The organism is Paenibacillus caseinilyticus (assembly GCF_027533645.1).
Taxonomy (GTDB): Bacteria; Bacillota; Bacilli; order Paenibacillales; family NBRC-103111; genus Paenibacillus_G; species Paenibacillus_G caseinilyticus.
In genome coordinates this window covers 191,723-216,184 of sequence record NZ_JAQAGY010000008.1, presented here as the reverse complement: position 1 = coordinate 216,184, position 24,462 = coordinate 191,723, and the positions used below count along the sequence as shown (strand labels likewise).

Genomic DNA, 24,462 nt, shown 5'->3' with positions numbered 1-24,462 from the left:
CTGCTGGATGGACATCAACCGGAAGGAAGGGATTCCATGAGTTTGGACGTCGGATTGGACATGAGTTCGCCGGAATTCAAGAACCGTGCTTACGCTCTCTATGACCGCTGGAGAGTGGAGGAGCCCGTGTACTCGATGGGACTGACGGGGGGCCAGCAGGCGTGGCTGATCACCCGGTACGAAGATGCCGTAGAAGCGCTTAAGAATGAGGAGCGGTTCACGAAGAACAGCCGCTCTCTGGGGGAAGCGGCTATGCCTGCCCTGCCGGATAAGATCCTGAGGCTCCTCTCCAATAATCTGCTAGGTGCCGATCCGCCGGACCATACCCGTCTGCGTTCGATCGTATCGAAGGCCTTCACGCCGGGGGTGGCGGAAGGGCTGCGGGATCAGATCACGGCGATTGCCGGACGGCTGACGGAGGAGCTCCGCCGCCAAGGGGGAGGCGACCTCATCGACAAGTTCGCTTTTCCCCTCCCGATCTATGTGATCTGCCAGATGCTGGGGATTCCCGCAGAAGACCATGCTTTGTTCCGCAAATGGTCCGACGATTTCATCAAGTCGGCTACCGATTTCGAGAAGATCAAGGGAGTGCAGCCTTCCCTGGAAGCGTTCGCCTCCTATATCGACGGGGTGATCGAGGAGCGTAGGGCGAAGCCGCAGGCCGACCTCATCACGGAGCTGATCCGCGTGCAGGAGAACGGCGACCGGCTGAGCCGGGAGGAGCTGACGTCGACGATCTTCCTGCTCATCGTGGCCGGCCACGAAACGACAGTCAACCTGATCGGCAACGGCACGCTGGCACTGCTCGAGCATCCGGAGCAGCTTGCCTTGTGGCGCAGCAGCCCGGAGCTTGATTCGTCGGCGGTGGAGGAGCTCCTGCGCTTCTACGGCCCTGTCGAGATCACGACGAACCGCTGGGTGCGGGAGCCGTTCGAATGGCACGGCAAACAGCTGCAGCGCGGCGATCTGCTCTTCGTCTCGCTGGCCTCCGCCAACCGCGACCCGGCGCAGTTCGAAGATCCGGCGCGGCTCGACCTCACGCGCAAGAAGAACCGGCATCTGGCCTTCGGCAGCGGTATCCACTTCTGCCTCGGCGCCCCCTTGGCCCGGCTGGAAGGCAGCATTGCCCTCTCGGCTCTGATCCGCGAGCTGCCGAATCTGCGCCTCGCCGTACCTCGGGAGGAGATCCATTGGGGTCCGGGCCGGCTGATGCGCGGACTGCCGGCCCTGCCGGTGCTCGTGTGATGCAGGTGCAGCAGCGGCGGCCGCGCAGAAGGAGCCGCCGCCTTAGCTTGTTTAATCTTACCTCATCGGGTGATGCGCCGCCGCCTCGCCCGCGTCCCCGCATAGCAAAGCCCCCTGCCAATTCATGGCAGGGGGCTTTGCATATTCTTGTGCCGGTTTAATGCGCGGGGAAGAATGTCATCTGAACCAGGAAGATGACGCCGAACACGTACAGCAGCGGATGCACGCTCCGGCCCTTGCCGGTTACGAGCTTGAGCAGCGGATACGTGATGAACCCGATCGCGATGCCGGTGGCGATGCTGGAGGTCAGCGGCATCGCGATGAGGATGGCGAAGGCCGGGAACGCTTCATCGAACGTATCCCACTCAATCCGGGCGAGTCCCTCCATCATGAAGCAGCCGACAATGATAAGCACCGGCGCGGTAATGGCGGACAGGGACGAGAGGGCCTGCACTACCGGCGCAAAGAACAGCGACGCGAGGAAGAGCACGGCCACGGTCAGCGACGTGAGACCGGTGCGGCCGCCGGCCGCAACCCCGGCGGAAGACTCGACGTACGCGCTCGACGGGGAGGTCCCGAGCAGGGAGCCGGCCACCGTGGCGACGGCATCGGCCATCAAGGCCTGCTTCGCCCGCGGGAAGACGCCGCCGCGGATCAGGCCGGCTTGTTCGGCGACGCCGATCATCGTGCCTGTCGTATCGAAGATCGTGACGAGCAGGAAAGCGAAGACGACCGTGTACAGCCCGCCGGAGAACACGCCGGCGACATCGAGATCGAAGAGCACGGGAGCGGCAGGCAGGGCGGCGAAGCCCTGGAATTTCAGCAGGCCGAGCGCATACCCGGCTGCCGCCGTCACCGCCATGCCGATGAAGAGAGCCGCCTTGATGCGCCGCGCCATAAGCACAAGCGTGAGCAGCAGGCCGAAGATCGTGAGCAGCGTGCCCGGCTGACTCAGGTCGCCGAGGGCAACCAATGTAGCCGGCGAGGCCGTGACGATGCCGGACATGCGCAGTCCGATGAACGCGATGAAGAGGCCGATGCCCGCCGTAATGCCGTTCTTGAGAGAGGCGGGAATGGAGGCGATCAGCGTCTCGCGAAGCTTGGTGAAGCTCAGGAGCAGGAACAGGATGCCGGCCAGGAAGACAGTGCCGAGCACGGCCTGGTAGGTGACGCCCTGGGAAGCGACCACGGACGTGAAATAAGCGTTCATGCCCATGCCGGGCGCAACCGCGATCGGATGATTGGCGAAGAGGGCCATATACAAGGTCCCGATCACTGCGGCACAGACCGTAGCCGTGAACACCTGGCCGAAGGGGAGGCCCGATGCGGACAGGATCGCCGGATTGACGATGACGATGTACACCATCGTAAGGAAAGTCGTGAGGCCTGCCGTCACTTCGGTGCGGACGGTAGTGCCTCTGTCTTGAAGTTGAAACCACTGGGCGAGCATGCGTATGTTGTCTCCTCTCGGTAAGAACACCTGTGCGGGCGGACGAACGTGCAGAAGGGAGCACCAAAAAAACCGGCCGCAAACGGGCAGGGTATACTTAGCCTGCCCGTTCGTAGCCGGAGATTTACGGTCTCCTGTAGAGACCCCCGGCCCATATTGCCGGGGATATACGAAAGGTTGTCCCTTACGTATAGTAGGAGAAAGAGATAACGATGTCAAATGTTTTTTGTGGTAACGTACGCCTTTATGTATCGAAATCTTTTTATTCAGGCCGCCAGATGATAATAACTCCTTGAAATCCGAACGAATAAATCCAGGCGAATCGAAGGAGAGGCTACACCTTCAGCAGCATGAGGATGATCGAAGTGAGCCCGAAGCACAAGTTGAGCAGGCAGAGGACCATGACTACCTGCTTCTGGTTCAGACCGCTGCGGAGCAGCCGGTAATGGGCCTGGGATGCGTCGGCCATATAGATCGGCTTGCCGCTGCGCCAGCGCTTGAACACCACGAACAGGTTGTCGAAGATCGGTACACCGAGCGCCAGGATCGGGACCAGAAGCGACAGTACCGTAGCCTGCTTGAAGGCTCCGTCGAGCGCGATGACGCCCAGCAGGAAGCCGAGCAGCGTGGCACCCGCATCGCCCATGAACACGCGGGCCGGCGGCTTATTGTAGCGCAGGTAAGCGAGCGACGCGCCGACGAGGATGATCGCGAGGATCGCGGAATCTTCCTGTCCCTTCGCCGCGGCTACGACGAAAAGCGTGCCTGCGGAGATGGCGGAGAGGCCGCCGGCCAGACCGTCCATGCCGTCGGTGAAGTTGATGACCGTCGTCACGCCGAAGATCCATAAGACCGTCAGGATGAACTGCAGCCATTCCCAGAGGATCAAATCCTGTCCTGTCATCGGGTTATTGAACCCGTAGAAGACGATGCCGGATTGGTAGACGATGACGGCTGCGGCCATCTGTACGAGCATTTTGGGCCAGGCGGAGAGCTCTTTGCCCCGGGTCTTGTACCAATCGTCCAGGGTACCGATGCCGAGGATGAGGAGGGAACCGGCGAGGATCGCGGTCGTCTGCGTCCAGTCCTCCTTCGTAAAGAGCAGATACGTGCAGGCGAAGCCGGCAAAGATCGCGAGCGCGGCCATCATGGGGATCGGCTCCCGGTGGATTTTGCGTTCTTGGTCCGGCCGGGGCTTGTCCACAAAATCAATGCGGAAGGCCCACCGGCGAAGCGGGGGAATCAAAGCGAGGACGATCACGAACGACAGGACGAATGCGGCCGCGTACGAATACAAATACAACATGCATATCCCTCCAGGATCCGCCAAATTCTGCGTGGCAATGATTAACAATTATACCATAGCGGCGCCCCCAAAACACAAACGGGCCCCTGTTATCAGGATCGCATCAGAATGACGAAAAGCACCGGAGGGCATGGGATGCCGCTTACGGTGCGCTTATGTTGTTCTTTCAAGTTGTGCTCTCAAATTGTGCTGCCGGCTCACGCTTCGCCCTTGCGGTACTCGAGCGGCGTCATGCGGGCCAGTTTCTTGAACGTCCGGCCAAAATGGGCGATATTCTCGAATCCTGTCAATTCGGCGATTTCGATAATCTTCTTATTCGACTCCTTGAGCAGCCGCTGGGCTTCGCGGATGCGCGTCGTATTGACGTACTCGACGAAGGTGAAGCCCGTCACTTCCTTGAAGGCCCGGCTGAGATAATAAGGGCTCATGAAGAAGAGCTCGGACAGTCCCGTCAGCGTCATCGGTTCCTGGTAATGGGCGTTGATATGGCGGACGATTTCCGAGATTTTTTTGTGCACGGGGCTCTGGTGTTCGATCGCGGTGCTCTCGGAACGCTCCGAATGCCGCCCGGAGAAGAGCAGCAGCTCGAGCAGGAGCAGCTTCACGTAGGTCTCATATCCGGTCGCGCGCTCCTTCAGTTCCTTGGCCATCTTCTGCAGGATGTTCTGCACGAAGATCTGGTCGGGCAGCTTCAGGCTGAATACGCGGGAAGGATTCTCGAAGACCGCCAGCATCGCCGGGTGGGAGAGGGGATGCTCCCGGTCGCTGCCGATGAAGCGGTCGCTGAAGTTAATTACGACGCGCTCATGTCCGGGCAGGCCGACGTCGGACGTCTTATGGACCTGATGCTTCCCGATGAAGACCAGATCCCCGGGGGAGATCAGATAAGTGCGGTCTTTGATAAAATAGGCCCGCTGCCCCGAGAGCTGATAATAAATCTCATACGTGGCGTGCCAGTGGTTCGTGCGGCCGAAGGGCTCGGTCCGCCGGACGTGCTCAATGTGGAAGTCGCCCTCTTCATCGCCGTAATGAAGCGTGACCGTGTCGCTCAAGGAAAACCCACTCCGTTCCGGAAGCTTTCGCAAAATATGCATAGGTATATGTTAAATTAGCAAAATAAACGGAGAATGTAAACTATTATTGCATTATGATGAAGGGGTGGAAGTGAAGCATAGCAAGGGAAAAATAGCAGAAAAACCGAAGGAGGCTCACATTCATGAGCAAATGGGGAACAATCGCCGAAGCGCTGCGCGCAGGCACAGTAGCAGGAGTTAATGCAGAGGGCGTTAAAGTGTATGCGCAATCATTGACAGAGAACGAAACGACGAAACTCGTGATGGTCAAGGACAAGGCCGCCCATACCAAATATATTCTTGCAGCCGGCGAAGGCGCGCTGTATGACGAGCTGCAAGGTGAAGTGCAGGACGGCGTCAAACTCTCTCCGCTGACCCATGAGAACCGCCTCGTGCTCAACAAATACTTCGACTTCACCGTACCGCGCGCATTCGGCACGCAGATTGCCACGATCGGTCTCGGCGACCGTCTCGGCATCGCATCCCCGGGCCACATCAAGACGGTCCAGGGCCGCAATATCCGACCGATCCTGGCGCAGCAGTCCATCCGTGAGCTTGCCCTGACCGGCCGCGATTACAAGCAGGTAGTCGACGCCGCCTGCTACGCCGCCTTCCAGGAAGGCTACAAGGACGGCTTCGGCGCGGACGGCGACCACCTCAAGGTGGAAGCGGACATCGAGCTCGCGCTCGGCCTCGGCTTCACGATGCTGACGCTGGATTGCTCCGAGAAGATCGACAACGACGTGGAAGGCACCTCCGCCGAAGCGCAGGCAGCCAAATATGCGGCACTGCCGGCTGAAGTGCGCGAGCATTACGAGACCCGTTATCTGAACAAGACGTTCACCGTTGCGGGCAGCGACATCACGTTCGACCGCGAGACGCTGATCAAGAACGTGCTGATCTATGCGGCAGCCGTCGACTTCATGGAGCACATCTACACGACCTACATCAAGAATGCGGGCCGAGAGATCGACTTCGAGATTTCGATCGACGAGACGATGACGCCGACAGCGCCGGAATCTCATTTCTTCGTGGCGAAGGAACTGTACAGCCGCGGCTTGACGATCTACAGCATGGCGCCGCGCTTCATCGGCGAGTTCCAGAAGGGCATCGATTATATCGGCGACATCGCGCAATTCGAGAAAGAACTCGCCGTTCATGCCGGCATCGCCGATGACTTCGGCTACAAGCTCAGCATCCACTCCGGCAGCGACAAATTCAGCGTATTTCCGCTGATCGGCCAGTACACGAAGGGCCGCTTCCACGTGAAGACGGCGGGCACGAACTGGCTCGAAGCCGTGCGTACCGTGGCCAAAGTGGATCCTTCCCTGTACCGCCGCATGCATGCTTACGCGCTGGAGCATTTTGAAGAAGCGACGGCTTACTATCATGTGACGACAGACCTCAGCAAGATCGCGCCGCTCGATCAGGTGGCAGATGCGGACCTGGCCGACACTTATATGAACGAAGACAATGCCCGCCAGCTCATTCATATCACGTACGGCATCCTGCTGCAGGCGAAGGACGAACAGGGTGGCAGCCTGTTCCGCGACGAGTTCTACCGGACGCTGAGCGAACAGGAAGAAGCGTACGAAGAATCCCTGCGCAGCCATATCGGCAGGCATCTGGATCTGCTCGGGAAATAATCCGGCCGGCTGAAGCGCGCGAAAGGGGGGCTCCATATGCCGGTCCGGACGAAGGAGGCGCTGCGGGAGCTCGTACGGAAGGCCGTTCTGGCTGCGCCGGTGACCGATACCTGCACGCGGCTCCGCCCGCAGGCATCCGTCTATCCGGTTCCCTGGGGCATCGACGATCTGTTGACCTCCCGGGCGCTTCGGGAGGAGGCGGTCCGCGTTTTGCCGGGCGGCCGTTCCGAAGAACTGTCGGTGATGCCGCAGCCCCAAGCGGCCGAGTTTCTCTGGCAGACGCTCTTCGTCGACCGCACGCCCCTCAGCCTGTCGTGTCAGGGAATACTCCGCACGCTGAACGCTTTGGGGGTGGAGAGCCAGGCTCGCGGGCTGCCCGACTACCGCGCTGCTGCCCGGGGAATGTCGGCCACGGATTACCTGGATCTCGTGTTCCGGTTATCCGGTGTAAAGACGGCTTGCGTGCTCTGCGACCCATTGGCTGGAGGGGATGAGGAGGCTTGGACCGACCTCGGCCGTCCCGATCCCCGGTTTCTTCCGGTGCTGTCCGTGGACACGCTTCTGAACGATTGGAGGACGGCCCGCGAGTGCCTGCGGGAGCGGGACTACACAGTAGAGGATACTCTCACGGCTGGCACGATGGACGCCATACGTTCGTACCTGCGCTATTCGATCGTCAAGCTGAACCCCGTCTACCTCGCTGCGGCTCTGCCTCGGGGCATGGATGGGGGAGAAGACGCCGGGGAGCTGCGAGTATTACACGAGTGTATCCTCCCGGTGGCGGATGAAGCGGGCATCCCGTTCGGGGCGGATTTGTCCGGAGGAATGCGGGTCCCCCGGGCGTGCGGGGAGAGTGACGCCTGGGCTCCTTCCACGCTCGCTCCGCTGCTTGGACTCTGCCAGCGGCATCCCCGTCAGCGGTTTCTCGGGCTGTCCGCTGCCGCGGCGCTTACTGTACCGGAGCTGCGGGGCGTCCGGGAGACGCCGAACCTGCACCTGATCGGCTGCACGGCACCGGGGGGAGCAGCCGCCGCCGCGCCTCTGCACCTGTGCCTCGACCAGCTTGGCGGATCGGTGACTCCGCTGTATTCGGAAGCGGGGGCGGTGGACGAGCTGCTCCCGTCCTGGGACCGGGGGCGTTCCCTGCTCGGCACAGTGCTCTTCGAGCGGTATGCCGAGCTCTCGGAGGCCGGGTGGACAGTTACGGCCGAGGATGTGGAACGGGATGCGGCGGAGCTGCTAGGCGGCGCCTTCTGGCGTTTCCTCGGCCGTCCGAACCCGGCTGCCGGGTTATAGGACCCGAACGCTTTGCGGCAGCTCCCCTTCCTTTGTGCCAATGGCTTGGAATTTAGTTGATTCCATGAAGAGACCGGCGTGTGCCGGTCTCTTTTTGACGTGGGCTTACCTTTCTGAGCATGAGGGTTCTCCCGCCGTACCGTGCAGGTTCCGGTACCCGCGTGCCATCCGAGTGTTCAATCCAGATAGAAGACCCTGTCTGGAGGGTAAGAAGGTACAGATGTCTGCGGAGAGTATTAGCGAATGCTCTGCTCGAGACTCATGCAGCTACTTGAAGGAGGTAGAATTTGATGACTCAGCATTTTGCAGCGATGCCCCTCGTATCTGATCTGCCCGACGGACAGCCCGGCTGGAGACTCGTTCATTGTCCGGACTGCGGCTCGGCCTGCTGGGAACGGCCGGATATCGCGGAAGCGAAGCGGGTGATTCCCGATCTCACGGAATGCTGCACGGCATGCGCCCGCAAGGCGGGGATGCGGCTGGAAGGAACCCGCCTGGAGGGAACGCATCCGCAAAGCGGGGAGTGAGAGCAGCCTTCCGAAGAAGGTTCCTCAGGTTCCTCATCCCCTACGATCCTGGTAGGCAGATCCGCCTGCGCTTAAGCTGTAAAAACGTTCACACAATCCGTGTCCCTTCTGTGAATTCTTTGCGGCGGGCATAGCCTGACCGCTCTTTCCTGACTTATACTTTATAGGGAAAGAGAGCCGGACGCACAAATCGTCGTCCGGAACAGGGAGGTGAATCGGATAATGACAATGCGTACGCCTATCGGAAGACTGCGGGTCGTGGGACTGCTCGAGGGCATTTCGTTCCTGCTGCTGCTCGGGATTGCCATGCCGCTCAAATATATGTTGGATCTGCCTCAAATGGTCAAGGTGGTCGGCGCGGCACACGGATTCCTGTTCGTAGCTTATCTGCTCGCCGTGGTCCATGTAACCTTCGTGCACCGCTGGTCGCTGCTTAAGGTGCTCGGCGCGGTGATCGCTTCGTTCCTGCCGTTCGGCACGTTCGTGCTGGACGCCAGGCTGAAGCGTAACTGACCTGCGGAAGGTCTGCAGCCACAGCCATATCGAGGGACAAGCGGGAAGCTTGCCGGATCCATTGAGGAGTCCGGGGGCTTCCTTTTGTTTTGTCCCTGTTTATGCTAACCTTTATAGTTGGATTCACATCAGACAACAAGGGAGATGACAGCGGGATGTTCTGGAGAAGGAAACCGTTTCTAGTATTAACTTTTCTGCTTATCGCCGGTATGCTGCTTGGAGCGTGCGGGAAGAGGGCATCGAATGAAGGACAGCAGGCTGCGGGATCCGCCGGACAAGGCGCGGAGTCCCAGGATCAGGGCGAATTCCTGATCGGGGTCATCCCCGCCCAAGGCAGCAATCAGATGAAGACCGGAGCGGACAAGCTGGCCGCCATCCTCTCCGAGAAGCTCGGCCGCAAGGTGCGGGCGGAAGTGTATCCGGACTACAACGGTGTCGTCGAAGCGATGGGCGCGGGCAAAGCGCAGATGGCTTATCTTGGGCCGCTGACCTACGTGGAAGCGCATGAGCGTTACAACGTTAAGGCCGTGACCACACAGCTCATTAATGGCAAGCCGTTCTACTATGCCTACATGATCGCGCCGGCCGACTCTCCTTATTCGACGCTCGATGACGTCATCAAGAACTCGAAGAATGTGCGCTTCGCCTTCGGCGACATCTCGTCCACTTCGGGCTCGCTGATTCCGGGCATCGCGCTCAAGAAAGCGGGCGTGTTCGAGACGCAGCAGAAGAACCAGTTCAAGAGCGTAACCTACACGGGGGATCATCTCGCGACGGCACTGGCGATCCAGAACAAGACGCAGGACGTTGGCGCGATTGACAGCGCGTATTTCAACCGGCTCGTGAAGGATGGCAAGGTCGACGGAACGAAGATCAAGCAGATCTGGCAGTCCGAAGAGCTGTTCCAATATCCGTGGGCGGTGATCGAGTCTATTCCGGACAAGGATGTGAAGATCATCCAGGATGCGATGGTGGCGATCACCGATAAGGACATTCTTGATGCGTTCGGCGGGGCGAGCGGGTTCACGGTCGCGAAGAACGAGGACTATGCGGCGATCCGTCAGGCAGCCATCGAAGACGGACGGGTGAAGCCGAAGCAGTAGGGCTGCTGCAGGTATAGGAAAGAGATGAGGGGCAACAATGAACAAAATACTTCTTCTCGCTGCCGCCGTCCTGCTGCTGATCTGGTCGGGACGCGGTGTCGGCTTCGATATCGCGCTCTTCCGGGACCTTGGGAATACGTACCGCTTCATCACGGAGCAGTGGTTTCCCCTCGATCCGGCGGATTCGGAGGTCGCGCTTCAGGCGGCGGTCGAGACGCTGCAGATCGCGCTGTTCAGCACGATGATCGCGATGGGGATCGCGCTGCCGGCAAGCTTCTTCGCAGCCCGTAATTCCACACCTGCGCGCTGGCTCTACGATGCGTTCCGGTTCCTGTTCAACTTAAGCAGGTCGGTTCCGGAGCTGGTCTTGGCGCTGCTTTTCATCCCGACGCTGGGGCTTGGCCCCCTGCCGGCGGTGATGGCTCTCATTATTCATAATACGGGCGTGTTCGGCAAAATGCTCTCGGAGACGATCGAAGCGATCGACCGCGGTCCGCAGGAAGCCGTTCAATCCGTCGGGGGCACACGGCTTCTCGTGTCGCTCTACGGCATTCTTCCGCAGATCATACCGCTGGTGGTCTCGCATTTCTTTTACCGGCTCGAAGTGGCGATCCGCACCTGCCTCATTCTCGGTGTGGTCGGCGCCGGAGGGCTGGGACAGCTGCTTTATAACGATTTCAAACAGTTCATGTACCAGAAGGTGGCCTTCGAAGTACTCTTGATCATGATCCTGGTGACAGGCGTCGATTACCTCGGCGCTTTCATCCGAAAGCGGGTGAGCTGACCATGACAGCGAAGCATAAGCCCGCAGAAGCGAGGAGTGAAACGCCCCGGCACCCGGGCCTCGAGATCCGGGGATTATCCAAAAGGTATCCGGGCGCCAAGGAAGCGGCTCTCCAGGAGGTGTCGCTGACCGTCCGTCCCGGCGAGTGGGTAGCGGTGCTTGGGCGCAGCGGGGCGGGCAAATCCAGCCTGATCCGCTGCATCAACCGCCTGGTCGAGCCCGACAGCGGCGAAGTGCGCTGGGCCGGACAGCCGGTCACCGGGGTGACCGGAAGCGAACTGCGGCGGCTGCGCGGCGATATCGGCATGATCTTCCAGCATTACAACCTCCTGCCCCGGCTGAGCGTACTGACCAACGTCATCGCCGGCAGGTTCGCGGACATCCCGCTGCGGCAAAGCTTGCTCGGCATGTTCTCGGGAGCGTACAAAGCGCAGGCGATGGAGGCGCTGCGCAGCGTGGGCCTGGCCCATCTAGCCGGACGCAAGGTAGAGGCGCTGAGCGGCGGACAGCGCCAGCGCGTCGCCATTGCCCGAGTGCTGATGCAGGAGCCGCAGCTGCTGCTCGGGGACGAGCCGGTGTCGAGTCTCGACCCCGTGACGGCGGAGCGGGTGCTGGATTTTATCCGCACGCTCCACCGGCGGGGAATGACGATCGTGACGAATCTTCACGATGTGAACGCCGCCCGGAACTATGCGACCCGCATTATCGGGCTCGCCCACGGCGGCATTGTATTCGACGGCAGGCCCGAGGAACTCGGGGAAGCCGAGCTCCAGCGGATATATCCGCCGGATGACGATGCGGCCCTGCAGTAAGTCCGTCTTTGAATCCCAATCTGAAAGGATGATTCCATATGACGCTCCAACAGCCCGTTAAATTGACTTCCTACTCGACCAAAGGAGGCTGCGGCTGCAAGATCGGCCCTGCCGATCTCTCGCAGGTCATCCGTAGTCTGCCGGCGGCTATACCTGACCCGAATCTGCTCGTCGGACTCGATACGAGCGACGATGCCGGCGTCTATAAGCTGAGCGACGATCTGGCGTTGGTGCAGACGGTCGACTTCTTCACGCCGATCGTCGACGATCCGTATGACTTCGGCCAGGTGGCTGCGGCCAATGCGATCAGCGACATCTATGCGATGGGCGGACGGCCGCTGACTGTGCTGAACATCGTGGCCTTCCCGATCGCCAAGCTCGACAAGCAGGTGCTTGCGGACATTCTCCGCGGCGCGGGCGACAAGGTCAAGGAAGCCGGCGCGACGCTGGTCGGGGGACATTCTATCGACGATAACGAGCCGAAGTTCGGCCTGGCGGTGACGGGTCTCATCCACCCGGAGAAGATCCGGGCTAATGCCGGGGCGAAGCCGGGCGACAAGCTTATCTTGACGAAGCCGATCGGCGTGGGCATTCTGACGACCTCGATCAAGCGGGAGAAGCTGACGCAAGAGGAGATCAAGCGGGTGACGCAGGTGATGGCGACGCTGAACAAGACGGCGGCCGAGACGATGGAGCCGTACGAAGTGCATGCCTGCACGGACGTGACCGGCTTCGGCCTGCTCGGCCACGCCTCGGAAGTGGCGAAGGGCAGCGGCGTGGGCCTCGTGATCCGGGAGGCGGACGTTCCGGTGCTGCCGCGCGTCCGCGAGCTCGCGGAAGAAGGCATCGTGCCGGGCGGGACGAAGAACAACTTCGCCCATCTGGAAGGCTCAGTTACCTTCCCGGAGTCGCTTGATCAGGTAGGCCAGTGGATTCTCTGCGATGCTGTCACCTCGGGCGGCCTGCTTATCTCCGTAGCCGGCGAGCAGGGCGATGCGCTGCTCGCGGATCTTCTGGCAGCCGGCGTGGAAGCGAGCATCATCGGCGAGGCGACCTCGGAGCACCCAGGACATATCGTAGTGCAATAAGCCTCGGAGGGCAGCAGCCTTGGCGGAGTGCGATAGAGACAGCAGGAGGGAAGGGGCGGAATCGGTTGTTTCAGGATATTACCGTAGAAGAACTATTGGATCTGCAGCGGGGCAGGGAGCTGACGCTGATCGACGCGCGGTCGCCTTCCGAGTATGAGGAATCGACGATCCCGGGCAGCCTGAACATCCCGCTGTTCGACGATGCGGAGCGGGCGGAGATCGGTACGATCTACAAGCAGGTCAGCGTGCAGGCGGCAAAGGACCGGGGGCTCGAGATCGTGTCGGCGAAGCTGCCGGCCTTCATCAAGCGCTTCGAAGCCATCGACTCGCGCAAAGCGGTGTTCTGCTGGCGCGGCGGCATGCGGAGCAGGACTACAGCCACGGTGCTCTCGCTGATGGGCATCCGGGTGTACCGGCTGTCCGGCGGCTTCCGCGCCTACCGCAAGTGGGTCGTGGATACGCTCGGGGCCTGCGAGTTCCAGCCGCCGGCTTATGTAGTGCACGGCTACACCGGAGCCGGCAAGACGGAGATCCTCCGGCGGCTGAAGGCCGAAGGCTATCCGGTGATCGACCTCGAAGGGCTGGCCGGGCACCGGGGCTCGATCTTCGGACAGATCGGCCTCAAAGCGAACAACCAGAAGACCTTCGAATCTCTTCTGCTGCAGGAGCTGCTCGCATACCGGGATTCGCCTTACGTGCTGCTCGAAGCGGAGAGCAAGCGGGTCGGCAAAGTGGTGGTGCCCGATTTTCTCGTGAAGAGCAAGGAGCAGGGCGTTCAGCTCTTCATCGACATGCCGGTCGAGGAGCGGGTGAAGCACATCTTAGAGGATTACCGACCGTGGGAGCATCAGGAGGCCTGCATCCAAGCATTCGAGCATATCAAGCGGCGCATTCATACCCCGGTCGCGGCGGAGATCGAAGCCTGCTTGAAGGATGGCAAGTACGAAGGGGCGGTACGGCTGCTCCTGGAGCATTACTACGATCCAAGGTACGAGCACGCATCGAAGCAATACGACACGGAACGGGTCACGCTGAAGGCCAGGAATGTCGAGGAGGCCGTGAATGCGATCAAGGAGCGGCTGCCGGCAGGCTTCTCTCGCACAGAGCGCTGACTCGCCTGAGAGGCACGGGGCGGCTGGCCTGCAGCCGTGTACCAGGCCTTGCCATACGTTGTAACCGGAGCGCCCGGCGCGTCCGGAAGGTCCCCCGGCTGTGATGAGGCCGGCGGGGCTTTTTTTATTTTGGCTTGGCTGGGCGTGTTCCGCGGGGGCTCCGTGAAATAGGCCGGCACCTGAATACCGGAACCGGGGAGCGGAATCACGGGGAAGGTATCTCTCCCCGGCGTCCCATCCCCCGGTTATCGCTTGGCATAATGGGTGATATGTTCTTTGCCCCAGTCATACATCATCCGGATGATCGGCAGCAGGGAAGCGCCGCGCTGCGTCAAGGAATACTCGACCCGCGGCGGGACTTCGGGGTAGATGCGCCGGGCCACGATGCCGTCCTCCTCCAGTTCGCGCAGCTGGGCGGTCAGTACCTTGTGGGTGATCCTTGGGAAGAGGCGCTGCAGGTCGCTGAACCGGAGAGCGCCTTCCTCGTTCAGGTAATACAGAATGGAGATTTTCCATTTGCCGCTGATCAGCGAAAGCGTCAGTTCCTTCTCGCAGTGGAATTCCTTGTTCTCGAGCCGTTTTTTGACTTCTTTCCTCAGCACGTCAGCCACGTGGCATTCCGCCTTTCGCTTAGGGTGGAGACCGGATGGGCAGATCCGCTGAACCAGTACAGAGCCCTGAAGGCTTGTACGGCACAAAAGTATCCTCCGGGTAACTATCGCACAAATAAGTGCATTCTTACCAAAAGCGCTTTCTTCTCTTAGAATAAGGGGGAACGCACTTTATTTCAAGAATGGAGGCACTTTCATGAGCGAATCGATGATGGCGCAGCGCAGCCGGCTGGACCTGTTCTTGCAGGGGACAAAACGATTGTTTATTGGCGGCCAATTTGTGGAAGCGGTCTCAGGACGTACGTTTGATACGCCTAATCCGGCTACCGGGGAAGTCTTGGCTACCGTGAGCGAGGGGGATGAAGCCGACATCGATGCGGCGGTCCGCGCGGCCCGTACGGCCTTCGACGAAGGCCCTTGGTCCCGGCTCAGTGCAGCCGAGCGGGGACGGCTGATGTATAAGCTGGCAGATCTCATCGAGGAGAACAAGGAAGAACTCGCCAGGCTCGAGACTCTCGACAACGGCAAACCGATCCGCGAGACCCGGGGAGCGGATCTGCCGCTGGCCATTGAGCACCTCCGCTATTATGCCGGCTGGACGACGAAGCTGACGGGCCAGACGATCCCGGTCAGCGGCGATTATTTTAACTATACCAGACATGAGCCGGTCGGTGTGGTCGGCCAGATCATCCCGTGGAACTTCCCGCTGCTCATGGCGATGTGGAAGATCGGCCCGGCGCTCGCGACCGGATGCACGATCGTGCTGAAGCCGGCGGAGCAGACGCCCTTATCCGCGCTGTACCTGGCCGAGCTCATCCAGGAAGCGGGCTTCCCGGACGGCGTCGTGAACGTGGTCCCGGGCTTCGGCGAGACGGCGGGGCAAGCGCTGGTGAACCATCCGCTCGTGAACAAGATCGCGTTCACCGGCTCGACGGAAGTCGGCAAGATGATCATGCGCCAGGCCGCGGACTCGCTGAAGCGCGTCACGCTGGAGCTCGGCGGCAAGTCGCCGAATATCATTCTGCCGGACGCCGACCTCTCGCGTGCCATTCCGGGCGCTCTAAGCGGCATCATGTTCAACCAGGGACAAGTCTGCTGCGCAGGGTCCCGGCTCTTCATTCAGAAGAAAGTGTACGACAACGTCGTCGCCGACTTGGCGCTGCACTGCCGCAGCCTGAAGCAGGGCTCGGGGCTCGAAGAGGAGACGGAGATCGGGCCGCTCGTCTCGAGCGAGCAGCAGAACCGGGTGCTCCGCTACATCGAGCAGGGACAGAGCGAAGGCGCCCAGCTCGTACACGGCGGCTCGAACCCTTATGGCTCCGGTTATTTCGTGGAGCCGACGGTGTTCGCGGATGTGCGGGACGACATGACGATCGCTCGCGAAGAGATCTTCGGACCGGTCGTCGCGGCCATGCCATACGAGGATCTCGACGATGTGATCGCCAGGGCGAACAACAGCGATTACGGCCTCGCCGCGGGCCTTTGGACGGAGAACGTGAAGAACGCCCATTATGCGGCCGCGCGCCTCAAGGCGGGCACCGTGTGGGTCAACTGCTACAACGTCTTCGATGCCGCTTCCCCGTTCGGCGGGTACAAGCAGTCCGGCATCGGACGGGAGATGGGCTCCTACGCGCTCGACAATTACACGGAAGTGAAGAGTGTCTGGATTCAGCTCTAACGCGCTTGCCGTCCAGCTTACCCCGAGGCAAGCAGTGAACTTTGCAGGGAAAGACAAGACCTCAGGGAAAAACAAGACCTTCTGTCCTACGGACAGAGGGTTTTGGGCGTGATCGGGCAGGAGCTGGCGTGATCGGGCAGGAGCTGGCGTGATCGGGCAGGAGCTGGCGTGATCGGGCAGAAGCTGGCGTTACAATCGCAGGCAGGCAATCAGCCAAGCGAGCTGTCCCGCGAAGCAACTCCTGTACTTTGTATATGGATATCGGATCGGCATGTATTCTCCAAAAGTCAGTGCCGCCGTTAAGGCGCAGCAGTGATGCGGCGGGCGGGGGATCGGGAAGCCGGCGGTTCCTTCGGGCTTGTTTCACGGGGGGAGGGGCCGGATAAATATAAGAGTATCCACTTTGTGGAAGGAGGTGTAAGCCATGCCGTGGAGAGACGGGGATTACCCCCCATCCCTAAAGAACATGGACCCCGAGATCAGGCACAAGGCAGTGGAAATTGCCAACGCGCTGCTAGGGGACGGACATGAAGAGGGACGCGCTATCGCCATCGCCACAGCCAAGGCGAAGGAATGGCATGAGCACCACGGGGAACAAGATAGCGGAGAGTCGCGCGATGCCCCAAAGAAGCATGGCGGCGGCCGTCCGGCGGCTTCCCGTGTAGACTATCATGTCGTTCCTGATCCGGGTGCCGGATGGGCTGTCAAGGAAGAAGGCGGACCCGCACGGTTCCAGTCCGGATCGAGGGAAGAAGCCGTGGCCAAAGCACGGCAGCTCGCGGAGCAGGACGGAACGAGCGCCATCCTGCATGGCGGCGACGGCCGAATCGAGAAGACGTACAGCTTCGATAAATAAATCGATATTCATTACCGAAGGGAGAGAGATACCATGAGTACGACGCAGAAGGAAAAGCAAACCATGCCCGCACAGCATCAGGACCGCCAACCCGGCGTAGAGAGCGAGATGACTCCGAAGCCGGTGGCGAAGGACCGTAAGTATAAAGGCAGCGGCAAGCTGCTCGGCAAAGTGGCGATCATCACCGGAGGGGACAGTGGCATCGGACGCGCCGCGGCGGCCTGCTACGCGGCGGAAGGCGCGGATGTGGCCATCATCTATCTCAACGAGCACGAGGACGCGAAGGAAACCCAGCGCCTTGTCGAGGAAGAGGGCACGCGCTGCCTGCTCATCGCAGGGGATATCGGCGACGAGAAGTTCTGTTTTGAAGCGGTGAGGAAGGTGGTAGAGAAGTTCGGCAAGCTCGATATTCTCGTGAACAATGCGGCCGAGCAGCATCCGCAGGATTCCATCACCGAAATTTCACAGGAGCAGCTCGAGCGTACGTTCCGCACGAACATCTTCTCCATGTTCTTTATGACCAAAGCTGCGATGCCGCACTTGCAAGAGGGCGCGGCCATTATTAACACCGCCTCGATCACGGCGTACCGAGGACAGCCTACGCTGCTAGATTATTCGTCGACCAAAGGAGCGATCGTGGCGTTCACGCGTTCGCTGTCAATGAATCTGGCGGAGAAAGGCATCCGGGTCAACGGCGTGGCGCCGGGGCCGATCTGGACACCGCTCATTCCATCCACCTTCGATGCGGATAAAGTGGCCGAATTCGGCGGCACCCAGCCGATGAGTCGTCCCGGACAGCCGGAGGAGCTCGGGCCGGCATATGTGTTCCTGGCCTCGGACGACTCGTCTTATATGTCCGGCCAGTTCCTTCACATCAACGGCGGAGAGATTATCAACGGGTAACGGCTTGGTGGATCATTAACGGATCGAACGTGACGGAACGATCAAGCACAACGAAGCAGGCTGCCTAACGGCGGTCTGCTTTTTTTGTTGTCGTCATCGCCAGCCTCACTCGCAAAGCCTGCAGTTTGTCTTCTCCCCGGAGTCATTAGCGCTGCCAACCTTTATTGACGAGGAAAGGCGGTTGTTGCAGAAGGCCTTCCTCTGCCGCTGAACTGCGCATTCCCCCTTACGCTGCACTCCTTATACCCTTTTTTCGCCAGGACGAAACGGCTTTTTCAGCAAACTCCCAGCTCATTTTCATCTTATCTTAAGCTTTCTTCACGTTTGATTCACAAATGAGCGCTATGATGAAGGCTATAGAGCAGAATTCACGTTAGTCCTTCAGGAGGGGAACATACGAATGGCACGACCACAACGCAAGACTTGGATCATTGCCGGACTGGCCGTGGTGCTGGCCGGAGGGGGCACTTATGTCTATCTTCAGCAGAAACCGAAGAGTGCGGCAGCGGTGAAACAGGAGAAAACGACGGAGGTCAAAAAAGGCGAGCTCCGTTCGACCGTCTCCGGTACCTCGCAGTTCGAAGCGAGAGATCTTCAAAATATCATAGCGCCGGCCGACGGGACGATCAAGACGCTGAACCTGACGCGCAACCAGGCGGTCAAGCAGGGGGATGTGCTCGTCGTCGTATCGGATCCGGAGCTGGATACGAATCTGAGCGACGCCCGCTCGACCTTATCCACGCTCCAATCGGATCTTGCAGATCTGCAGGAGCAGCAGGGCAGCATGACCATCACAGCTCCGGTAGCGGGCGAAATCACGCTGTCGAGCAATATCGACGCCGGAGGCAGCGTGAACAAGTCGGGCCGCGTCGCGACCATCACCGATACCTCGGTGCTTAAGGTCAAACTGCCGTTCCTTGTGGATGATGCGCTGCAGCTCAAGAAGGGTGACGAGGTGGAGCTGGAAGCCGACGGGTTCTCGCTCAGCCGCACGGGCAAGGTGCTATCGGTGAGCAAGCAGGTCCGGGGCGACGCGGCAGGCAACAAGCTGGTGGATGTCGAGGTCGAGATCCGCAACGACGGTACGCTGGACGAAGGCATGAATGTAGAGGGATCGGTTCTGCTTGGTGGCAGGGAAGCCGAATCGACGGCCAAAGCGGCGCTTTCCTACGACAACGTCGAGCCCGTATTCGCGGGAGCCGGCGGGACGATCCGTGATCTCAAGGTGAAGACGGGGGATACGGTGACCAAAGGGGCGGTGCTGGCCGTGCTCGGCAGCGATACGCTCGCGGATGATATCAAAGACAAGCAGAAGGCGATCGAGAAGCAGCAGTCGCAGATTGCGCTGCTCGAGGAGCGGATCGCGAAGCTGACGCTCACGGCTCCGTTCGACGGCGTCTTCTCCACCGATTTTGCCGATAAGAAGAAGAATGTGCTCGCGAGCTATCCGGTTGGTTCGACGATCGAAGCCAATACGGTGCTGGGCGGGGTAGCGAGCCTCGATACGATGCAGCTCCCCATTCAAGTGGACGAACTTGATCTGCCGAACGTGAAGGTGGGGCAGAAGGCGGAGGTTACGGTGGATTCGATCACCGGCAAGGTGTTCGAGGGCGAAGTGAGCCAGGTGTCTACCGTAGGGACGACCACGAACGGGGTGACGTTCTTCGACGTGGTCATCACGGTCAAGAATTCGGGCGAGCTGCGCAACGGCCTGACGGCGACTGCAGAGATTCTCGTTCAGGACAAGAAGGACATCATTACCCTGCCGGTCGAAGCGCTGCAGCGCGCCAAAGGCAAGCGGACCGTCTCCGTGCTCCAAGCGGACGGGACCAAAGAACAGCGTGAAGTGAAGACGGGCATCAGCAACAAAACGTCGATCGAAATCACCGAAGGGCTGCAGGAAGGCGAGAAAGTAGTGATTCCGGTGCGCCAGACGACGACGAACGGCTCCCAGGCCGATATCGAGCGGATCCGGCAGATGATGCAGCAGGGCGGCGGCGCGGGAGGCTTCCCGGGCGGCGGCGCAGGCGGATTTCCTGGAGGCGGACAGGGCGGAGGAACAGGCGGACAGCGGTAAGCGCGGCGCAGGAAAGGAGAGACGCAGGTGGAAGTCATGATCGAATTACGCAACATATGCAAAGAATACGCCCGCGGCGCCGAGAAGCTCCGGATCCTTGACGATCTGACCCTGGAAGTGCAGCGGGGCGATCTCGTGGCGATCGTCGGGCCCAGCGGCTCCGGCAAGTCGACGCTGATGAACACCATCGGGCTTCTCGATGTGCCTACTTCGGGCACCTATAAACTGGACGGCGTCTCCACGGAGAACATGTCCGATAATCAGCTCGCGGAGCTGCGCAACAAGAAGATCGGCTTCATCTTCCAGCAGTTCAATCTGCTGCCCCGGCTGACGGCCATCGAGAACGTGGAGCTGCCGATGATCTACTCCGGCGTGCTGCCGAAGCGGCGCAGGGAACTGGCGCTGGAGATGCTGGAGCTGCTAGGCATGGGACAGCGCGGTCATCATAAGCCGAGCGAGCTCTCCGGAGGCCAGCAGCAGCGTGTGGCGATTGCCCGCGCGCTGGCGATGTCGCCGGCGCTGCTGCTGGCCGATGAGCCGACCGGTGCCCTGGACTCCAAGACAGGGGTCGAGGTGCTGGAACTTATCCAGAAGCTCAACGAGCAGGGCAATACGATCGTTCTGATTACGCATGACCTGCACATTGCGGAGAATGCAAGAAGAGTGGTCTCCATCCGGGACGGCCAGATCGTATCGGATATCCGTAATGCGCCGATTCCCGGCACGGCGGCGAACGCGGCACCGAAAGCGGGCGTGACGGTATGAGAGCCTCCGAACTAATCCGCATGGCGCTGCGCACGGTGGTCTCCTCCCCGATGAGAACCATGCTCACGATGCTCGGTGTCATTATCGGTGTCGCCTCTGTCGTCACCCTCGTGTCGATCGGGCGCGGGACTACCGCCCAGATCGAGAAGCAGTACGAGGCGCTCGGCACGAACATGATGGTCGTCAATGTCCTGGGGAACGGCCGGGCCACGCAGCTCGATTATGACGAGCTCATGGAGCTCGAACTCTTGCCCGAATTCTCGGCCATAGCGCCTACGATGACGAAGAATTCCAATGTGAAGTATGACCGGACGCAGGCCAGCCATAATGTCATCGGCACCAATGACCGTTATCTCGACATCATGAAGGGGGAAGTGGCGGACGGCCGATTCCTGGCCGATGCGGATTCGGAGCTGCGCAGCCGCGTAGCGGTGCTCGGCAGTGCCATCGCCACCGAATACTTCGGTACGGAAGATCCGATCGGCGAGAGCCTCAATATCGACGGCGTAGTCTTCGAGGTCGTAGGCACGCTGAAGAGCAAGGGCTCCAATAGCACGGGCAACTCGCTCGATAATACCGTGTTCGTCCCGCTTGAGACGGCCAGACGCGCCTTCAAGCTTGGAGCCATCCGGACGACATATGTCGAGGCCCCGAGCAACGAAGAGATCTATACCGCCCAGGCGACGATGAAGAAGTATCTTACCTACAAATTCAAGAGCGATACGGGCTTCAACCTGTCGAATCAGGATGAGCTGATGAACTCACGCAAGGAAGCGTCGAGCTCCCTGACGAACCAGCTGATCAGCGTCGCCTGCATCTCGCTGCTCGTCGGCGGGATCGGGATCATGAACATCATGCTCGTGACCGTAAGCGAACGGACCCGCGAGATCGGCATCCGCAAATCAATCGGCGCCAAGCGCCGCAACATCCTGCTGCAGTTCCTCGTCGAGTCGGCGGTCATCAGCGGCCTCGGCGGCTTCATCGGTCTTGCGCTCGGCTCGGGTCTTGCTCTCGCCTGGCCGTATCTCAATCCGAAGCAGCCGACGGAGCTGTCGATGGACATCGGGCTGTACGCTTTCCTGTTCTCCGTGCTCGTCGGCATTATCTTCGGCTTATACCCGGCGAACAAGGCTTCCAAGCTCCGTCCGATCGATGCGCTGCGCACCGACTGACGTACTCGAATTAGCAGGGCAGGGTGGTCCGGGAAGGGAATCCAGTGCGCTGCTCCTTTACCGGTCCTTGGCCGCTGCCGCAATCCATCCAGAAGAACACTGAAGGAGGCTTTTCCTTTGAAGAACATATGGAACAAATCGCTGCTGTACGCACTCGCAGTGACGACGGCGCTCGGTTCGATCGCATTACCGTCGTCAGTGAAAGCAGGCAAGGAGGGTGTCTTCCTTGCCGGCGATACTTACTTCACGCTGGAGCGGGTTTCCGTGGCTTCCGGCAGTTCATCCCTGATGCAGTTTACCTTGAAGCTGCATAACGGCGGTACGTCTGTAGTCGATTTCAACCGGTACGGAGTCCGCGTCTTGGACGCCGCGGGCAACCGGTATCCGGCCCGCTTGACAGGCAAGCTCAGCGCACGGGTACAGCCGGGTGCCGACCAGGAATTCCCGTTCTACTCGGAGCTGGGGAATCTTCCTTCGGCCGAAGGGCTGAAGGTCGATCTCTTCGAATGGAACGGCAGCGGGACCGACGGCCTCCGGGATATCGGCGCGCTGAACGCGGCGGTGGAGGCACCGGCGGCCGCCGATCCATCGGCCCAGAGCACCATCTCGCTGAAGGATGCCGACACCACGCTGGACAGCGAAGGCTTCGTAACCGTGAAGCGTGGGGATAGCTATGAGACCGTAGAGAGCGGCAAACGCTACTTCTACGTGGATCTGGCCATCACCAACGACAGCGGCTCGGATCTTACGCTGCCCGCCGCGCTGCAGTACCGGCTGAGGGATGCCCTAGGTTACGCTTATGCGGGCTCGCTGCTCGCAGCTGATTCGTCCGTGCTCCCACCCGGCGGCACGGTGGTCCGCACGGTCCGCTCCCTCGCCCCTTCGGCCGAGTCGGCAGCGGCAGGGAGCATGACGTTCCAGCTCTGGACGGACGCTTCCGGGGAAGAGGAAGTGCTGGCGAGTCTGCCGGTGAGCGGCACGGGAGCGATCATCGCACTCGGCGGCGAACGCCGACTGACCGGTACCTATGAAGGCTTGACGCTTGTGGCCGAGAAAGCGGCCGCCGCGGCGCAGGATGATGAGACGCTGGTTCAGACGACGGTAACGGTGCGTAACGACAGCGATGAAGCGATGGCTCTGCCCGACCTTTCGGGAACATACCAGTTCGGGTACAACGCTTCGGAGGAAGCTTCGCTGGTACGGACGACAACCGAATCGTATGTCCAGCCCCGCGCTACCGTGCAGCTGCAGTATTCCGCTCTGCTGCCCGAAGGGATCGATCCGGAGACCGCGAATCTGGTTGTACGCGCCGGTTCCGATACGGCAAGCTCGGGGACCGGCAGTTCCGGCTCGGCAGCCGCTTCGGGAACGGCCAGCAGCACTTCCAGTACGACGAAGAGCACGGGCAGCACGGCTTCGACAGGCACGGGTACGACAGCTTCCACTTCTTCATCGGCGGGCAGCCCCACATCATCTACGACTTCGACTACCGCGAAGACTTCCACAACTTCTTCTACGGTGTCGGTGGACCGTCCCGTGCTGATCGCTTCACTGAAGGGGATTGCCCGGCAGGCGAACTCGCTGCAGACGGCCCAGGCGTATAAGCTCGGCGATGTGTTGCCGCTCGGTGCGAGTTCCTCGATCGATTCGAAACTGTCTGCCACGCTCGTAGAGCTGCATCAGCATGAGAACGAAGAATACGGCTACCGTACGGCGATCGCGAAGATCAAGCTGACCAATAACGGCAGCACCGCCGTCTCGCTCCCGGAAGTGGGACTAGAACTGCTTGGAAGCAACGGCTTGTCTTACCCGGGCACGCGGCAGACGACCACGGCTTCCATGATCGCCGCAGGAACGAGCTATGTGGTCAGCTACTCCTTCATGCTGCCGGATGGAGAGGACGAAGCGAAATACGCGCTGCAGGTGACCGACGCGAAGGCCGCGGCTCCGGCCAAGCTCACGCTGGGCACTTATCAGGTGGCTTTCCAGAAGGACGACCTGACGGCCTCCAAGGTCAGCTTCTACCCGTTCGAAGTCGGCTTCGACTGGTATACGGGCGGCTGGCTGTACAGCGGCGGGAACTACTCGTATGTACTGAACATGTCCCTGACCGTCACGCGCCAGGATCAGGTGATCATCGACTCCGGCTTCTCCGGCATCGAGTTCGACCTGGTGGATTCGACGGGACGTGTGCTCAGCACCTCGGCCGGCACCTTCATGGGTACCCAGAAGCTCAATTCCGGCAAGCACAAGATTACATTCACGGACATTCAGTCCGAACAGATCGAATCCGGCACCTCTATTCATGTATACGAGACAGTCGCGACGCCGGAAGGCACGGCGAAGCGTCTGGTCAAGATTCTAAAATAAAGCGAGCTTCACGCCACACGGCCGGAGCCGTCCGCTCTCTTCATTATGAAGAGGCGGGCGGCATCCGGCCCTTTT

The 24,462-nt window shown here is 60.5% G+C and carries 21 protein-coding genes and 1 riboswitch; of the genes, 17 read left to right on the top strand and 4 right to left on the bottom strand.

Annotated features, from left to right (window positions below; genetic code table 11):
- Positions 1-36 precede the first annotated feature (36 nt).
- On the top strand, positions 37-1,245 hold the full coding sequence (locus O9H32_RS14650; RefSeq protein ID WP_269866850.1) for a cytochrome P450 family protein: 1,209 nt from the start codon (positions 37-39) through the stop codon (positions 1,243-1,245).
- A gap of 157 nt (positions 1,246-1,402) precedes the next feature.
- On the opposite strand, the gene O9H32_RS14645 is transcribed toward O9H32_RS14650, so the two are convergent.
- From O9H32_RS14645 to O9H32_RS14635, 3 genes are all read right to left on the bottom strand, one after another.
- Positions 1,403-2,695, bottom strand: a complete 1,293-nt coding sequence (locus O9H32_RS14645) for an NCS2 family permease (protein WP_269866849.1) — start codon at positions 2,693-2,695, stop codon at positions 1,403-1,405.
- 93 nt (positions 2,696-2,788) lie between these two features.
- Positions 2,789-2,888, bottom strand: a riboswitch (purine riboswitch).
- Positions 2,889-3,029: 141 nt separating this feature from the next.
- Positions 3,030-4,001: an MraY family glycosyltransferase gene (locus O9H32_RS14640; protein ID WP_406627317.1), complete on the bottom strand. Its 972-nt coding sequence runs from the start codon at positions 3,999-4,001 to the stop codon at positions 3,030-3,032.
- 197 nt (positions 4,002-4,198) lie between these two features.
- Complete coding sequence (locus tag O9H32_RS14635; RefSeq protein ID WP_269866848.1) at positions 4,199-5,053, bottom strand: AraC family transcriptional regulator; 855 nt, start codon at positions 5,051-5,053, stop codon at positions 4,199-4,201.
- Positions 5,054-5,217: 164 nt separating this feature from the next.
- On the opposite strand from O9H32_RS14635, the gene O9H32_RS14630 reads away from it, so the two are divergent.
- From O9H32_RS14630 to mnmH, 9 genes are all read left to right on the top strand, one after another.
- The gene (locus O9H32_RS14630; RefSeq protein WP_269866847.1) at positions 5,218-6,720 is read left to right on the top strand and encodes a tagaturonate epimerase family protein; all 1,503 of its coding nucleotides are present in this window, start codon (positions 5,218-5,220) and stop codon (positions 6,718-6,720) included.
- 36 nt (positions 6,721-6,756) lie between these two features.
- Entirely contained in the window at positions 6,757-8,016 is a 1,260-nt protein-coding gene (locus O9H32_RS14625) for a hypothetical protein (RefSeq protein WP_269866846.1), read from the top strand.
- Positions 8,017-8,306: 290 nt separating this feature from the next.
- Entirely contained in the window at positions 8,307-8,543 is a 237-nt protein-coding gene (locus tag O9H32_RS14620; protein WP_269866845.1) for a hypothetical protein, read from the top strand.
- Positions 8,544-8,765: 222 nt separating this feature from the next.
- The gene (locus O9H32_RS14615) at positions 8,766-9,056 is read left to right on the top strand and encodes a DUF3817 domain-containing protein (RefSeq protein WP_269866844.1); all 291 of its coding nucleotides are present in this window, start codon (positions 8,766-8,768) and stop codon (positions 9,054-9,056) included.
- A gap of 155 nt (positions 9,057-9,211) precedes the next feature.
- Complete coding sequence (gene phnD, locus O9H32_RS14610) at positions 9,212-10,159, top strand: phosphate/phosphite/phosphonate ABC transporter substrate-binding protein (protein ID WP_269866843.1); 948 nt, start codon at positions 9,212-9,214, stop codon at positions 10,157-10,159.
- A gap of 37 nt (positions 10,160-10,196) precedes the next feature.
- A complete protein-coding gene (gene phnE, locus O9H32_RS14605; RefSeq protein ID WP_269866842.1) occupies positions 10,197-10,943 on the top strand; it encodes a phosphonate ABC transporter, permease protein PhnE in 747 nt (248 codons plus the stop codon).
- A gap of 2 nt (positions 10,944-10,945) precedes the next feature.
- Positions 10,946-11,755 (top strand): phosphonate ABC transporter ATP-binding protein, encoded by an 810-nt coding sequence (gene phnC / locus O9H32_RS14600; protein WP_269866841.1) that lies wholly within the window; start codon positions 10,946-10,948, stop codon positions 11,753-11,755.
- Between the two features lie 38 nt (positions 11,756-11,793).
- Positions 11,794-12,843 (top strand): selenide, water dikinase SelD, encoded by a 1,050-nt coding sequence (selD, locus tag O9H32_RS14595; RefSeq protein WP_269866840.1) that lies wholly within the window; start codon positions 11,794-11,796, stop codon positions 12,841-12,843.
- Positions 12,844-12,908: 65 nt separating this feature from the next.
- Positions 12,909-13,955, top strand: a complete 1,047-nt coding sequence (gene mnmH / locus O9H32_RS14590; RefSeq protein WP_269866839.1) for a tRNA 2-selenouridine(34) synthase MnmH — start codon at positions 12,909-12,911, stop codon at positions 13,953-13,955.
- Between the two features lie 245 nt (positions 13,956-14,200).
- Here the strand turns inward: mnmH and O9H32_RS14585 are convergent, their stop codons facing one another.
- Positions 14,201-14,566, bottom strand: coding sequence for a winged helix-turn-helix transcriptional regulator (locus O9H32_RS14585; RefSeq protein ID WP_269866838.1), 366 nt, complete (start codon positions 14,564-14,566; stop codon positions 14,201-14,203).
- 196 nt (positions 14,567-14,762) lie between these two features.
- On the opposite strand from O9H32_RS14585, the gene O9H32_RS14580 reads away from it, so the two are divergent.
- The 7 genes from O9H32_RS14580 (at position 14,763) to O9H32_RS14550 (ending at position 24,387) form a co-directional block, all read left to right on the top strand.
- On the top strand, positions 14,763-16,244 hold the full coding sequence (locus tag O9H32_RS14580; protein WP_269866837.1) for an aldehyde dehydrogenase family protein: 1,482 nt from the start codon (positions 14,763-14,765) through the stop codon (positions 16,242-16,244).
- Positions 16,245-16,668: 424 nt separating this feature from the next.
- Positions 16,669-17,100, top strand: coding sequence for a DUF2188 domain-containing protein (locus O9H32_RS14575; protein WP_269866836.1), 432 nt, complete (start codon positions 16,669-16,671; stop codon positions 17,098-17,100).
- Between the two features lie 33 nt (positions 17,101-17,133).
- Positions 17,134-18,003 (top strand): SDR family oxidoreductase, encoded by an 870-nt coding sequence (locus tag O9H32_RS14570; protein ID WP_269866835.1) that lies wholly within the window; start codon positions 17,134-17,136, stop codon positions 18,001-18,003.
- A 400-nt stretch (positions 18,004-18,403) separates the two neighbouring features.
- Complete coding sequence (locus O9H32_RS14565) at positions 18,404-20,080, top strand: efflux RND transporter periplasmic adaptor subunit (protein ID WP_269866834.1); 1,677 nt, start codon at positions 18,404-18,406, stop codon at positions 20,078-20,080.
- A gap of 36 nt (positions 20,081-20,116) precedes the next feature.
- A complete protein-coding gene (locus O9H32_RS14560) occupies positions 20,117-20,845 on the top strand; it encodes an ABC transporter ATP-binding protein (RefSeq protein ID WP_269866833.1) in 729 nt (242 codons plus the stop codon).
- Entirely contained in the window at positions 20,842-22,017 is a 1,176-nt protein-coding gene (locus O9H32_RS14555) for an ABC transporter permease (RefSeq protein WP_269866832.1), read from the top strand. The genes O9H32_RS14560 and O9H32_RS14555 overlap by 4 nt, the downstream gene beginning before the upstream one ends.
- Before the next feature lie 117 nt (positions 22,018-22,134).
- Complete coding sequence (locus O9H32_RS14550; protein ID WP_269866831.1) at positions 22,135-24,387, top strand: DUF4352 domain-containing protein; 2,253 nt, start codon at positions 22,135-22,137, stop codon at positions 24,385-24,387.
- Positions 24,388-24,462: the final 75 nt, after the last annotated feature.

What these genes read in the sequence shown, in the direction of transcription:
- O9H32_RS14650 (WP_269866850.1), top strand. Translation starts at nt 37, where the DNA reads ATGAGTTTGGACGTCGGATTGGACATGAGTTCGCCGGAATTCAAGAAC.
- O9H32_RS14645 (WP_269866849.1), bottom strand. Translation starts at nt 2,695, where the DNA reads ATGCTCGCCCAGTGGTTTCAACTTCAAGACAGAGGCACTACCGTCCGC.
- O9H32_RS14640 (WP_406627317.1), bottom strand. Translation starts at nt 4,001, where the DNA reads ATGTTGTATTTGTATTCGTACGCGGCCGCATTCGTCCTGTCGTTCGTG.
- O9H32_RS14630 (WP_269866847.1), top strand. Translation starts at nt 5,218, where the DNA reads ATGAGCAAATGGGGAACAATCGCCGAAGCGCTGCGCGCAGGCACAGTA.
- O9H32_RS14625 (WP_269866846.1), top strand. Translation starts at nt 6,757, where the DNA reads ATGCCGGTCCGGACGAAGGAGGCGCTGCGGGAGCTCGTACGGAAGGCC.
- O9H32_RS14620 (WP_269866845.1), top strand. Translation starts at nt 8,307, where the DNA reads ATGACTCAGCATTTTGCAGCGATGCCCCTCGTATCTGATCTGCCCGAC.
- O9H32_RS14615 (WP_269866844.1), top strand. Translation starts at nt 8,766, where the DNA reads ATGACAATGCGTACGCCTATCGGAAGACTGCGGGTCGTGGGACTGCTC.
- phnD (WP_269866843.1), top strand. Translation starts at nt 9,212, where the DNA reads ATGTTCTGGAGAAGGAAACCGTTTCTAGTATTAACTTTTCTGCTTATC.
- phnE (WP_269866842.1), top strand. Translation starts at nt 10,197, where the DNA reads ATGAACAAAATACTTCTTCTCGCTGCCGCCGTCCTGCTGCTGATCTGG.
- phnC (WP_269866841.1), top strand. Translation starts at nt 10,946, where the DNA reads ATGACAGCGAAGCATAAGCCCGCAGAAGCGAGGAGTGAAACGCCCCGG.
- selD (WP_269866840.1), top strand. Translation starts at nt 11,794, where the DNA reads ATGACGCTCCAACAGCCCGTTAAATTGACTTCCTACTCGACCAAAGGA.
- O9H32_RS14580 (WP_269866837.1), top strand. Translation starts at nt 14,763, where the DNA reads ATGAGCGAATCGATGATGGCGCAGCGCAGCCGGCTGGACCTGTTCTTG.
- O9H32_RS14575 (WP_269866836.1), top strand. Translation starts at nt 16,669, where the DNA reads ATGCCGTGGAGAGACGGGGATTACCCCCCATCCCTAAAGAACATGGAC.
- O9H32_RS14570 (WP_269866835.1), top strand. Translation starts at nt 17,134, where the DNA reads ATGAGTACGACGCAGAAGGAAAAGCAAACCATGCCCGCACAGCATCAG.
- O9H32_RS14565 (WP_269866834.1), top strand. Translation starts at nt 18,404, where the DNA reads ATGGCACGACCACAACGCAAGACTTGGATCATTGCCGGACTGGCCGTG.
- O9H32_RS14560 (WP_269866833.1), top strand. Translation starts at nt 20,117, where the DNA reads ATGATCGAATTACGCAACATATGCAAAGAATACGCCCGCGGCGCCGAG.
- O9H32_RS14555 (WP_269866832.1), top strand. Translation starts at nt 20,842, where the DNA reads ATGAGAGCCTCCGAACTAATCCGCATGGCGCTGCGCACGGTGGTCTCC.